Source organism: Candidatus Frankia nodulisporulans (assembly GCF_902806475.1).
Lineage (GTDB): Bacteria > Actinomycetota > Actinomycetes > Frankiales > Frankiaceae > Frankia > Frankia umida.
Genome location: NZ_CADCWS010000108.1, coordinates 1 through 12894, shown reverse-complemented (window position 1 = coordinate 12894; position 12894 = coordinate 1). Strand labels below are relative to the sequence as shown.

Sequence of the window (12894 nt, the reverse complement as noted above, 5' to 3'; positions counted from 1 at the left end):
TCACGGTAGACTCCCGATACCGACTGGTCTGGGAGATCGGCCACGCACTGAACACCACCCTGAACATTCTTCCCGGTAATCACGCGATGAACGAGGTCTACGGCGGAACCCAGGGCTGCCTCCACTGGGGGATCGGGCTCACGCCGTTCACGCAGTACCACCTCGACATCATTTCCCCGGGAACCGTCGTCCGTAACGACCAGGGCGACGTCATGCTCGGCACGCCGACCGATGCCACATCCTCGGCGGCACCCCCAAGAAGTCCGGTTGGTCTGGCCACCTGACCGGTCGGGGCGAGGTTTTCCTCGTCTCTCACCGCACTACCGTGGATGAATGGAAGGAGGTGATCACTGTGGAGAAGGTCGCGCAGAAGAAGATCCAGGTGAAGAAGAACGACCGCTACCTGGGCACCCTCCTCGGCTGATACGCCGCGGAGTAGGGGTGGGTCGACTGGACCGGGTCGGCCCACCCCTACTCAGGGCGCTTTCACGCCGCGTCCGACGCTGGTTCGCCAGCGGCCCCGAGTTCTCCACCCGGTCATCCCGCCCGCCACGCGCACAGCCGTTCGTGCTCCACCGTTCCGTTTTCCGTCGTGTCGCGCATCCTGGTGGTCCTCATGGCACAGTTCGTCGTGCATCCCGACTCCCATCGGGAGTTCCCTGGCCCGCATCACACGTTCTGCCTGCTCACCCAGGCCGACCGGGCCGCCGACTTCGCCCTGACCGAAAGCGTCCGCTACCGCGAGGTCGTGCACCGCACGATCGAGGCCGATCAGAGCCTCGCCGAGGCCCTGCGCGACCCGCGCACGCCCACCGACGCCGACGTGTTCGTTATCTGCCCCGACCGTTTCCTGGTCTCCCCCGAACCCGCGGAGATCGGGCCGGGCCGGCGCCTGGCGGTCATGCCGTGTGGCTCCACTCCCGTCACCGACGCGCACGTCGCCTACTTCCTCGATGTCGTGCAGCGCACCGACAGCGCCGCGCTCGAGGCCCGCGCCGACCGGCTGTTCGAAGCCCTCGGCGACGCGGACGAGGTCCTGCTGGCCGACCACGCCGGCCACGCCTCGGCCCGCCTGGGCATCTCCGGTGACTACGAGTGGAACCAGCAGGCCGGGGTGCTCGGCCCGGGCGAGCAGCAGATCGCGCCGTCCGGTGAGGCCAGCGCCGCGCCGACCGGGCTCTACCGGTTCGACACCGCCAGCCGGCTCGCCCTGCACGGCAGCATCGCCCTGCGCGGCGCGCCGATCGTGCACCGCGGCGACGACCCGGCCGTCCTCGACGAGCAGGCCGACCTGTTCGCCGACCTCGACGTGCTGCGCGACGCGACGATCGTGCTCGACCTCGCCGACGGCGCAGTCACCGACGTGCGCGCCATCGACCCCGCCGGTCAGCGCGCCGTCGACGCGCTCGGCAAGCTCCACGCCGCCGACGAGTCCTACCGGATCGTCTGGGAGTTCGGGATCGGGCTGAACCCCGAACTCGTCCAGCAGCCCGGCAACTGCGGGCTCAACGAGATGTTCGGCGGCGCCGACGGCACCGTCCACCTCGGCTTCGGGCTTACCCCGACGACCCGGTACGCCCTGACCTTCACCTGCGCCGACACGGTCATCACCGACGCGGAAAGCGGTATCCGGATCGCCGGCTCCCGTCCGCGCCGTCCCCGCGGCGACACCCACCCGGCGGCTCAACCGGCGCCGCACTCCCAGCTGTGGCTGCTGAGCCCACCCGACCGTCACCGCCCACCCGTCACCGTCCCCCACGCAAGGAGGCCCGCGATGACCGACGACCCGCGCAGCTGGTACGGAGACCCACGTGCGGCCGCCGCCGCCCGCACCGCTGACCTCGGCGCGTTGCGCACGCAGGTCGACGACCTGCTCGACGCCATGATCGCCAAGTTCTACGCCGAGATCCCCTACGCGGACCACCAGGCCCGCGGCGAGGAGCTCAACCTCGAGTACTACAAGCGCCACAACATCGAGACCATCCTGCGCCTGCGCCGCAAGCGCACCATCGACGCGCTGGCCATCAACTACTTCACCAAGCGTGACCCGGTCCGCGGTGCCGCCTGGGCCCACTACGTCGAGGACGAGATGCTCCACGACGAGTGGTTCGCCGGCGACCTCGGTCGCATCGGTGTCACCAAGGACGAGATCTACTCCACCGACCCGTTCCAGGCCACCAAACTGCTCACCGGCTACCTGCAGTACGGCATGGAGTTCGAGGGCACCCCGCTGGCGTTGCTGTGCAGCGTGTACTTCGTCGAGTACACGACCACCAAGACGCAGCCGTCCTGGGTGAAGAACCTCGAGGAGAAGCTCGGCCGGGAGAAGGTCGCCGGCGCCCGCCGCCACGTCGGTACCGACATCGACGACGAGCACGCCGACTTCGTCTGGGGTGTGCTCACCTCACTGGTGTCCTCCACCGAGGACGAGGCGAAGGTCATCCAGCACATGAGGATCGTCGCGAACCTGTGGGTGGCCTACTTCCTCGAGCTCTACCAGGCCGTGGTCGCCCCGGCGAAGAACTCCTTCGAGGCCGCCGGCTCGCTCGCCGGTCGGTTCGCCTGAGCGCGGCGGCCGGTCAGGCCACGATGCCCGACTTACCGTCGTCGCGGACCGTCATGCCCCGTCTCGACGAGCCCCCCACCGGCCAGGCGTCGGCGTACAACGTCGTGCGGTTCTCCCGCGACACCGACCCGCTCAGCGAGGCCGAGCATCACTGGTTGCGGGCGGGCCTGACCGCCGCCCTGCCCGACCTGCGGATGGACGCCCTGTTCGAGGCCCGGCCAGACCTGTTGCGCGAGGCGCAGCATCTGGTCGTCGGCGTCGAACGCGACAGCGGCGCACCCGTGTCGGCGCTCGGTGCGAGCTGGGCGGCCACCGCGTCCGGCCAGCCGTTCCTGCACATCGGCATCCAGTTCGTCGGCGCCCGGCTGCGCGGCGGCCAGGTGTTCGCCACCAGCTGGCTGGCGCTGCTCGAGGAGGTCATCGTCACCGGTGGTTTCCCCTACCTGGCGGCGCTGCGCACCTACAACCCCGTCGCCTACTGCGCGATGCGCTCCTACGGCGAACTGCCCGGCGCCGCCCTGTATCCGGAGACAGGTACGGCCCCGGAGACAGATACGGCCCCGGCGGGGGGTGCGGGTGGCGACGGGCGGCGCTGGCCATGGTGGGGGGGAGGGCGCGGGCGGCCGCGAACCGCGGGTCATGGCGCTGGCCCGCGAGATCGCGGCCGCTCTCGCCCCGCACGCGCCCTTCGCTGCCTCCAGCGGGCGCCTCACCGGCATCGGCGTGCCCCGCGACCTGTACCGCACCCGTCCACGCTGCGACGACGCCCGGGTCAACGCCCATTTCGAACGGCACACCGAGCCCGGTGACCGCATTCTGTGCGTGGTGCGCATTCCCGCGGAGACCGTCGAGGCGATCCTGGCGAACTTCGTCCGCCGGACCGACCAGAACCACCGGTCCACGCGTGCCTCCGCCCGCTCCGCGTAACCGCCCCGAACACTGGCCGGTTCTTCTTTCACCCACCCCGACCCCACCGCCGTCGCCCAACAACGCGGTGGGGTCCCAGGACACAGGAGCACAGGTGCTGGATCTGACAGGCAAGGTCGCGGTGGTCATCGGCGCCGCGTCCGGTATCGGCCGTGCGATCGCGATCAGCCTGGCCGCCCAGGGCGCCACCGTCGACTGCGGTGACATCGACACCGCAGGTGTCGAGGAGACCGCCGCCACCATCGTCGCCGCCGGTGGCACCGCGAAGGCGACCACCACGGACGTCCGGCTCTCCGCCGATGTCGACACGCTGCTGACCGGCGTCGCCGCCGAGCACGGGCGGCTCGACATCGCCGTCGGCACCCCCGGCATCAACATCCGCAAGCCGCTCATCGACTACACCGACGACGAGTACACCGCCGTCACCGACGTCAACCTGCGCGGCTCCTTCAACGTCCTGCGCGGCGCCGGACGGATCATGGCCGTGCAGGGCAGCGGCAGCATCATCGTCATCTCGTCGATCTCCAGCCGCGCCGTCGAACCCGGTCAGGTCATCTACGCGGGCACCAAGGCCGCGCTCGCCCAGATGGTGCGGGTCTTCGGCGCCGAACTCGGGCCCATGGGGGTCCGGGTCAACGCGATCGCCCCCGGCCCGGTCGAGACGGCGCTGACCGTGCCGATCCGTTCGTCCTCGGCCTGGGCGGACGCCTACTCGGAGAAGGTGGCGCTGCGCCGCTGGGCGAAGCCCGCCGAGATCGCCGGCCCCGCCGTGTTCCTCGCCTCGGACGCCGCGAGCTACGTCAACGGCGAGGTCCTCTTCGTCGACGGCGGCTGGGTCGACCTCGACGCCAACTTCGCCGACGAGAAGGCCGTCGAGACCGACACCGACACCGACGCCTCCGCCTGAGCGGCCGCGCATCACAGCACCACAGCACAGCACCTCGCCATCGATCTACCAGGGGGAATCGCACGTGAACATCGCCGTCATCGGCGCGACCGGAGTCGTCGGCCGGGAGTGCCTGACCCTGTTGGACTCGGGCCTGGTACCCGGGGTCGACCGGGTGGTGCCGGTGGCCTCGGGCGGGTCGGCCGGGCGCGACCTCGGCGCGGAACTCGGCCTGAACCTGAAGGTCGAACCGGTGGTCGCGCTCGAGGAGTTCGACCCGTCCACGGTGGACGTCGCCGTGTTCAGCGCCGGCGCCCCGACCAGCACCGCCTACGGCCCGATCGTCGCCGCGGCCGGTGCGCTCGTCGTCGACAACAGCTCGGCCTTTCGGATGGACGACGACGTGCCGCTCGTCGTCCCGCAGGTCAACCCGCAGGCCCTGGCCACCCGGCCGGCCCGCGGGATCGTGGCCAACCCGAACTGCTCGACGATCCAGCTGGTGCGGGCGCTGCATCCGTTGCGCGACATCGGCGAGATCGACCGGGTGATCGTGTCCAGCTACCAGTCGGCGTCCGGCGGCGGGCTGCGCGGCCTGGAACAGCTCGCCGACACCACCCGCGGCCTGCTCGACGGCGCCGACCCCGCGGACACCACCGCCGGCAGGTTCGGCCCGCCGCTCGCGTTCAACCTGATCCCCGAGATCGGCCTGCGCGACGACGACGGCCATTCCCACGAGGAACGCAAACTGCGCCGCGAACCCCGCAAGATCATGGATCTGCCGGGTCTGCGGGTCGCCGCGACCGCGGTGCGGGTCGCCGTCATCAACGGCCATTCCGAGGCCGTGCACGTCACCTTCACCGCCCCCGTCCGCCCCGAGGATGCCCGTGGCGCCCTGCGCGCCGCGCCGGACCTGCGCGTCTACGGCGATCCCGAGCCCGCGGGCAGCCCCGCGGATGCCTATCCGATGCCACGGTTCGTGTGCTCCTCACCGACCGAACGCCGCCTCGTGCACGTCGGCCGGGTCCGCTCCGACCCCGATGACCCGCACGCCCTGTGGATGTGGGTCGTCGCCGACAACCTGACCGTCGGCGCCGCCCTGAACGCCCTCCAGATCGTCGCCCTCGCCGCCGGGATGCCCTGGTGGCGCTGACCACTGAGCTGACGGCCGCATCGGACCTCGGGGACGAGTCGGCCTCGGCCGAGGCGCTCGTGCTGAAGTTCGGCGGGGCGGCGTTCGCCGCCCCCGGCGCGCACCGCCGGATCGCCACCTACATCGCCGAGCGGCTGCGCACGGGGGGCCCAGCCGCCTTCGACGACACCACCGGCGATCCGGCCGGCACGTCCGGCCGGAGGCGGGCGGTCGTCGTGGTCAGCGCGGTCGCCGGGGAGACCGATCGGCTCTCGAACGCGGTGCGGGCCGTGAGCCCCGACCCCGACCGGGAACTGCTCGCCGCGGCCCTCATGACCGGTGAGACCGTCAACGTCGCGGTGATGACCGCCGCGCTGCGCGACGCGGGCCTCACCGCACTGCCGCTGGGCCCCGCCGACACGGGCCTGCTCGGCGCCGGCGAGCCGCACAGCGCCGAGTTGCGGGCCATCGACCCGTCCGCGCTCACCGCGCGCCTGGCCGGCCAGCCTGCCGGGACGGTGCTGGTCGTCCCCGGTGGGCAGGCCCTGGATGCCACCGGCCACCCGGTGATGCTCGGCCGCAACAGCTCGGACCTGTCCGCGATCGCCGCCGCCATCGCACTCGGCACCCCGGCCTGCGAGATCTTCTCCGACTCCCCCGGTATCTGCACCGCCGACCCCCGTCTGGTTCCCACCGCCCGCACCCTGGCCACCGTCGACCACGACACGATGATCACGATGTCCCGCCACGGCGCCAAGGTCCTGCACCACAGCGCCGTCGACTGGGCCCGCCGCCACCAGGTGGAGATCCACTGCCGCTCGCTGTTGCCCGAGGGCCGAGTCCATTCGATCGTGGGTACGGCCGCCACCAGTGCGGCGGCCGTGCTCGTCCACACCCACGGTGCGGTCTGGACCGGCGCCGCCTCGCTCGTCCACGACCTCTGCGCCGAACTCACCGCGCAGGGTTCGGACGCCGTCGTCGTCCAGCCCGACAGGTCGTCGCTGGTCCTCGCCGACACGGTCCGGGATCTGCGGGGCCGCGGCCTGCGGCCGTGCCCCGAGCTACGTCTGGTCACCACGCTGTTCCTGGACGGCCGACTCGAGCACCGGCTCGTCACCGCCGAGGACGCCCCCGCCGTCGCCCGCGCCGCGCACGACGCCGTCTTCCGACCGTCCCCGCTCGCCACCGCCGGCGCCCCGCCACCCGCACCCTGACCAGCACCCCACCGCCGGGACCGTCCGCGGACCGTCCGACCTACCGGCGGTCCGCGCGCTGACGCCGGCCGGAGCGGTCAGCGGCGGAGGTCGGCGGCGGCGCGCACACCGGTGGCGGCGCGGGTGATGACGTCCAGGCCGTGGTCGAGGACGTCGGTGCGCCACTGGGCGTCGTCCGGGTTGAAGGCGGCCCGCATCAGGTCGCCGATGTGGGCGCGCCCGGCTTCCTCGACCGGGCCGCGCTGCTGCCACAGCCAGTTGTCCCCCTGGAGGGCACGCAGCACCGTCAGGCCGTCCTGGGTGCCGAACTCGCAGGTGATGGCGGTGATCTCGGGGGCGCCGGACGGCCGGTCACCGAGTTGTGCCACCAGGGCACGGGCGGAGTTGCCGCCGATCGGCGTGGAGCTGGACGTGCCCTCCTCGGAGTCGGTGAGGACGTCACCGAACCAGGCGCGGGCGCGGCGCGGAGCGTCCGGATCGGGGCCGCCGCGAAAGATCGGCTCGGCGGCGCCGCGGGCACCGAGGCCGCTGTGCAGGTCGATGTAGGCGACCCGTTCGTAGCCGGTGAGGAAGGTACCGATGGTGGAGTGCCAGGTGCGGTGGGACCAGCTCGGCGCCGAGCCACCGTAGAAGAGACCGTCCGGATGGGTGTACTGGCCGCCGGTGATCCGCTGCTGCACCTCGCGCAGGCCAAGCCGGTCGGCGTGGGCGAACAGGGCGGTGTCGGCCGCGGCGTGGGCGGGGCCCTCCCAGTCGCCGGGCAGCAGGGCGTCGTGCAGCTCACCGTAACCGCGAGGCGCCGGCGGCTGGTCGTGGTCGATGAAGTTGCGGTTGATGTCGACGTTGTCCTCGTTGACCCGGCGGCGGTGGGCGAAGCCGAACGGGTTGAGCGCGTGGACGAACACGATCGGCAGGTCCGTCCAGGCCGTCTCCCGCAGCACACGCAGCTGGCAGGCGGACCCGGCGAACCCCTCGATGCCGTGCGTCCCGCTGACCAGGACCAGCACCGCCGGCCCCGTGGCGGCGCCGATCCGGGCGACGTCGGTGGTCAGCGCCTCGCCGGACGGGCCGAGCAGCCCGTCCAACGTGCTGGACGCGAGCTGCGCGCCGCGCTCGACGGCCGCGTCCAGAAAACGACGCCGTGCCTGGGCGTAGTCCGCGCTGAAGTACACCTGCCCGTCCTTCCCGTCAGTTCCGGGGCGCGCCGGCCGGTTGGCTGATCCGGCGCCGACGCACCGACGGCCGGAGGCCGCGCCTGGCCACGGGCCTGACCGCGCACCTGGCCGAGCACGGTCACCACGCTGGTGATCCCGATGAGCAACACGAACAGCCCGCGGTAACCGTGGCTGTCCACCACCGCGCCAGCGACGATCGGGAACGCGAGGATCGCGACCTCGAACAGCAGCCCGGCCATCGGCAGCATCCGCACCCGTTCGGCCGGGCCGGCCAGGTTGACCGCGCGGGCCTGGAAGGCCGGCAGCCCCAGACCGTAGGTGCAGCAGTACAGCACCGGGCTGGACCCCACGAACACGAAGGCGACCGAGGCTGCTGTCATCCCGAGGGTGGTCAGGGCGACGACCCGGTCGGACGCGCTGTCGGAGAGCCTCCGCGCCAGGCCCAGCCGGACCGCGATGACGGCGATCGTGTAGGTCACGTAGAACACGTCGAAGTCGAGGTGCCGGCTGTCGGCGAACGTGGTCTGGAAGCTGTTCATCGTGGTGAACACGCAGGCGCTGAGCAGCACCATCGTCAGCGGCACGACGCTCGGCGAGCGCAGCATCCGCCGCACGTCCCTGCCAGCACCACCGTCGTCGCCGGCCGGTGTGCCCCCCGCCCGCGCTGGCTGCGACCCGGATGTCGACACCGCTGGCGCGGCCGTGGCCCGGGCCGCGTTCGCCGCCGCCAGCCGGCGCAGCTGCACCGTCAGCGGGACGACCAGCACCACGGCCCCCAGCGCCAGGCCCGCACCGACCAGGAAGACATGCTGGTAGGACAGGCCCGCGTCGCGCAGCCCGCTCCCGAGCACCGGCCCGATACCGAAACCGGCCTGGATGGTCCCGGTGGCGTAGCCGATCAGCGTGGCGCGGTTACGGTCGTCGGACAGCTCGGAGGCGATCATCGGGGCGGCCGTGTAGGTGACCGCCCAGGCGGTGCCCAGCACGATCGCGGCGACCACCAGCGCCGGCCCCTGGGAGTGCACGCTGGCCGCGAGCACCGCGGCCGCCGTGTACACCAGACATGATCCGCCGAGCAGCAGGTTCGGTGCCACCGCCCGCGGATGGCGCAGCAGCAGTGCGAGGGCGATCGCGGTGGGGATCGCCGCCGCCGCGCACAACGCCCCGTAGGTCCGCTCGGTGCCACCGACCGTCTTCACGAACGGGCCGAGCAGCAGCACCCCGAACGCCGACGACGACAGCAGCACAACCCCGAGCAGCAGCCACAGCACCGCGCGGTGGCCGCCCCCGGACGTGGCGTCGCCGCGCCGGTTCATCTCACCGACGTGCTCGGTGTGTACCTGCTCGATGTCTCTCGTCCCACAGCCCCGGCCTCTGGCCACTGTCGCCGATCACTGGGCCGCACTCTCGGCTACCAGCCAGCATCTGCGGATTGAAGGCCGACATCTAATCCGCAGATGCGGATTGAAGCTAGCACCGGCTCCGAACGTTCGGACCAGCAATCCACATCTCGACCGGCCACCTCCGGACAGGACAGCCACGCCCTCCGTCAGTCATCGCCGGTCTTCCCGGCACCCGCCGAAGGTGTTCACAACATCCACCGGAGCTTGTCAGCGCTCCCGGTACAGAAAGCCGTGGCCGAGCAACCAGGAGACGTCCACCCGCGCCGGCGCACCGGGAATGAGGGTCCCGTCCAGCTGGTACTGAAGTCCGCCGCCGGGCTGCCCGAACCAGCCCGCGATCGGGCCGCCGTAGACGGCGAATGGCCGCAGGATCCGGTACTCGTGGTAGTCGCAGCCGGCCGCCGGGCTGTCCACCAGGCTCGACGGTGGGATCGAACGCTCACGGTAAGGGGTGTGCGCGGGCGCCAGATAGCGGCCGCCTTCGGCGCCGTAGCGGTCGACGTCCGACCCCGGGGCGAGGACGGTCACAGCCTTCACCGGCGAGCCGTCCGGCCGCAGGACGAAGCCGTCCTGCGGCGGGTAGCGCCAGCCGGCGAACGCCGGGTCCCAGAAGACCTGCAGGAATCGCTGTTGCGGGAAATCCCCGGTGCGCGACCAGAAGTAGAGCTGATGCCCGACCTCGCCGAGCAGCGGCAGGTTCGCCGGCCCCAGCCGCGCGTCCTGCTGGTAGAGCTGCGTGGAGCAGGTGTCCAGCGACACCGTGGGCGGGCGCACCTGCGGCGCCGGCACTCCGGTGACCAGCGGCGGCGATGCCGCCTGAACCGTCGTCGCCCCGCCGAACACGAGCGCCAGCGCGCCCACCGCCGACGCGACCAACCTCCGAGCGCTCACCCGCGACCCTCCACCCCATCACTGCCAGCACGCAATGGTGGCGGACAGTAACATCGTGGCCCCTCGCGCGAACGAAGGTGACGCTGGTGTGTGCCCCGGCGTGGCGTGGCGCACCGCCAGCCGCGCGGGTGACCGGCTGGCCGGCATCGACACCCACCGCGCTCAGCCCTGGTTACGCTGCTGACCATGACGGATGTGGACGGCGACCACCCCGCCCCGGCACCACCCGGCCAGTTCTCCGTCAGCGCGCAGGAGCCGACCCGCACGCCGACGTCGCGGCCGTTTCGTCAGGTGGACGTCTTCACCACGACGCCGCTGCTGGGCAATCCCGTGGCCGTGGTTCTGGACGCGACCGGCCTGGACACCGCGACCATGCAGGCCTTCGCCCGCTGGACCAATCTGTCGGAGACGACCTTCGTCATGCCCCCGACCTCGCCCGCGGCGGACTACCGGGTGCGGATCTTCACCGCGTCGACGGAGCTGCCCTTCGCCGGCCATCCCACCCTCGGGACCTGCCACGCCTGGCTCGAGACCCAGGCTGACGCGGCCAGCCGGACGCGCTTCCGTCAGGAATGCGCCGCCGGACTCATCCCACTGCGCCGCACCCCGGACGGACTGGCCTTCGCCGCACCACCGCCGCGCCGCACCGGACCTGTCGACCCGGGCCTGCTCGCGGGGCTCGCGACGATGCTGGACATCCCCCCGGACGAGATCGTCGACGCCGCCTGGGCGGACAACGGACCGGGCTGGATCGCGGTCCTACTCGACAGCGCCGAGGCGGTCCTCGCCCTACGGCCCCGTGATGTCGACGGGAGCATCGGTGTGGTCGGACCCTGGCCGCCGGGTTCACCGACCGCCTTCGAGGTCCGCGCATTCCTGGGCGGCGGCGGCGTCACCGTGGAGGACCCGGTGACCGGCAGCCTGAACGCCTCCGTCGCCCAGTGGCTGATCGCCACCGGACGGGCCCACCCGCCCTACACCGTCAGCCAGGGTGCGGCCCTTCACCGCGCCGGACGGGTACGGATCACCGTGGACCCCGACGGGACCGTCTGGGTGGCGGGTGCGACCATCACCTGCCTAAGCGGCACGGCCCTGCTCTGACCGTGCCGCCAACGCGGCGACCGGATCAGTTCTCGACCCAACCGTAGCGTTCCGCGATCCGAATGAGCTCGGCGCGAATCCGCACGATCTGCGTGCTCGTCAACGCCGGGTCGACCCGCAGCAGCGTCTCGGTGACCTCCTGCGTGAGCTCCCCGACCGGCAGGACGTCACACAACCCGTCGGCGTCCTCCGCGTGCGAGACAACCCGCACCGGCGCGATCGGGGACACGGACGGCTCCGGCGCCGAGCCCACGATGCGGGCCGCACTGGCTTTCAGCCCGCGTTCGCCTTCTTCCACCTTGAAGTCCATGAGGACACCCGGCACGACAAGATGCTTTTCCACCAGCAGATCGTTCGCGTGGAGAAAGATATCGTCGCCGCCGTCGCTCGGGGCGATGAAACCATAGCCACGAACCTGATCGAACCGAAGAACCTTACCTGTACTCACGACTCACCTCAGCAACACCAGAAAGACTTTGTCCCCGCCGTGACAGCCCGTACCACTCCACCACCAACACAGCGGACCCGACCTAAGGGGACTCAGCATACCCGCCCCGCCAGCACTCTGTGCACCGACTCCGAACCGCCGCCCGACGCGCAGCCCGACAGCGACTCGGCCGAAGCGGGTTCATCGACCATCCGACCCGACTCGGCTCCCATTGACGACCACTTCCGCGAGCATGGGAGCAGAGCCCATGATATCGATCACATGTTCGATAGTCGCATTCGACGGTACTATCCTGACGATGTCGACAGGCCGGTTCCACCCCCCTCTCTCGACGCAGAACCGATCGGCGATCGATCCACCCGGGCGAAGCACCACCCGACCACCCCCGTGCCCCGGTATCGGCAGACCACCCACATGCCCGCCCGCAATGCCAACACTCCGGCCAGAGCAACCCGGGCGCCACCACCGCACCCATTCCGCCCCAGACCCGGCCCCCGACCCGACCGACCCCGACCCACCGGCACCCGACCCACTGGCACCTGGCACCTGGCACCTGGCAGACCGTCGCAGCCAGGGCCACCGTCCGCGGCCCGCGCCCGCCGTGACTACAACACCGTCAGCTGGTGACAGCACCCGCGGGAGCCAGCCCGCCGGCTTGTCCCGGCGGCGAGCTCACATCACATCCTCGCCCCGGCGACTCACCCAGTGATCGGAAGCGCCCTCGCCCCTCAGCGCCGACACCGACACCGACAGCCGCGCGGCACCCCTCGACCGGACGACAGGCGACTGGAAGCAGTCCGCACTCGATGTTCCGGAGAGTCATCACATTCAGTGATTGATCTCGGGAGCGGAAGCGGGCCCCGCCTGAGGATGGGGGTGGATGGTCCGTCGCACCGAGATAGCCGACGAGCCGCCCCGATGCATGCACTCCAGTGCACACAAGGGCAAAAGTCCAGGTCAGGGAGCTAGAAATCCAGCTGCAACCCGAGACCGAAGATCGACGCCACCCCGGCATGGAAAGGCCGGGATCGCCTCGAGAGCACACCAGCCACAACCGAAGACACAGCACTACGATTACTCTAAGTAACAAAAATCAAACGTAACTGGTCAGGTAGCGCTTTGATCGTGGGTTAGGTGGTTGCGGGCATCCAGGG

10 protein-coding genes and 1 pseudogene are annotated in these 12894 nt (G+C 71.2%); 7 read left to right on the top strand and 4 right to left on the bottom strand.

What is annotated here, in order from left to right:
• From G6R24_RS11765 to G6R24_RS11740, 6 genes and pseudogenes are all read left to right on the top strand, one after another.
• A pseudogene (locus tag G6R24_RS11765) lies at positions 1-284 on the top strand (hypothetical protein); the annotation flags it as partial.
• Positions 285-616: 332 nt separating this feature from the next.
• Positions 617-2566 carry an iron-containing redox enzyme family protein gene (locus G6R24_RS22330; RefSeq protein ID WP_225438421.1) on the top strand — a complete coding sequence of 650 codons (1950 nt, stop codon included), beginning with the start codon at positions 617-619 and terminating at the stop codon, positions 2564-2566.
• Between the two features lie 53 nt (positions 2567-2619).
• Complete coding sequence (locus G6R24_RS11755; protein WP_163549294.1) at positions 2620-3375, top strand: hypothetical protein; 756 nt, start codon at positions 2620-2622, stop codon at positions 3373-3375.
• Between the two features lie 212 nt (positions 3376-3587).
• Positions 3588-4400, top strand: coding sequence for an SDR family NAD(P)-dependent oxidoreductase (locus G6R24_RS11750; protein WP_163549293.1), 813 nt, complete (start codon positions 3588-3590; stop codon positions 4398-4400).
• A gap of 64 nt (positions 4401-4464) precedes the next feature.
• Complete coding sequence (locus G6R24_RS11745; protein ID WP_163549292.1) at positions 4465-5529, top strand: aspartate-semialdehyde dehydrogenase; 1065 nt, start codon at positions 4465-4467, stop codon at positions 5527-5529.
• Entirely contained in the window at positions 5520-6722 is a 1203-nt protein-coding gene (locus G6R24_RS11740; RefSeq protein ID WP_163549291.1) for an amino acid kinase family protein, read from the top strand. The genes G6R24_RS11745 and G6R24_RS11740 overlap by 10 nt, the downstream gene beginning before the upstream one ends.
• 77 nt (positions 6723-6799) lie before the next feature.
• Here the strand turns inward: G6R24_RS11740 and G6R24_RS22325 are convergent, their stop codons facing one another.
• The 3 genes from G6R24_RS22325 to G6R24_RS11725 form a co-directional block, all read right to left on the bottom strand.
• Positions 6800-7852, bottom strand: coding sequence for a M14 family metallopeptidase (locus G6R24_RS22325; protein WP_225438422.1), 1053 nt, complete (start codon positions 7850-7852; stop codon positions 6800-6802).
• On the bottom strand, positions 7771-9213 hold the full coding sequence (locus G6R24_RS11730) for an MFS transporter (RefSeq protein ID WP_163549289.1): 1443 nt from the start codon (positions 9211-9213) through the stop codon (positions 7771-7773). The genes G6R24_RS22325 and G6R24_RS11730 overlap by 82 nt, the downstream gene beginning before the upstream one ends.
• A gap of 294 nt (positions 9214-9507) precedes the next feature.
• Complete coding sequence (locus G6R24_RS11725) at positions 9508-10191, bottom strand: TNT domain-containing protein (protein WP_225438420.1); 684 nt, start codon at positions 10189-10191, stop codon at positions 9508-9510.
• Positions 10192-10377: 186 nt separating this feature from the next.
• Between G6R24_RS11725 and G6R24_RS11720 the strand changes: the two genes are divergently transcribed.
• A complete protein-coding gene (locus G6R24_RS11720) occupies positions 10378-11292 on the top strand; it encodes a PhzF family phenazine biosynthesis protein (protein WP_163549288.1) in 915 nt (304 codons plus the stop codon).
• 25 nt (positions 11293-11317) lie between these two features.
• On the opposite strand, the gene G6R24_RS11715 is transcribed toward G6R24_RS11720, so the two are convergent.
• Positions 11318-11740 (bottom strand): cold-shock protein, encoded by a 423-nt coding sequence (locus G6R24_RS11715; RefSeq protein ID WP_163549287.1) that lies wholly within the window; start codon positions 11738-11740, stop codon positions 11318-11320.
• Positions 11741-12894 lie beyond the last annotated feature (1154 nt).

What these genes read in the sequence shown, in the direction of transcription:
- G6R24_RS22330 (WP_225438421.1), top strand. Translation starts at nt 617, where the DNA reads ATGGCACAGTTCGTCGTGCATCCCGACTCCCATCGGGAGTTCCCTGGC.
- G6R24_RS11755 (WP_163549294.1), top strand. Translation starts at nt 2,620, where the DNA reads ATGCCCCGTCTCGACGAGCCCCCCACCGGCCAGGCGTCGGCGTACAAC.
- G6R24_RS11730 (WP_163549289.1), bottom strand. Translation starts at nt 9,213, where the DNA reads ATGAACCGGCGCGGCGACGCCACGTCCGGGGGCGGCCACCGCGCGGTG.
- G6R24_RS11720 (WP_163549288.1), top strand. Translation starts at nt 10,378, where the DNA reads ATGACGGATGTGGACGGCGACCACCCCGCCCCGGCACCACCCGGCCAG.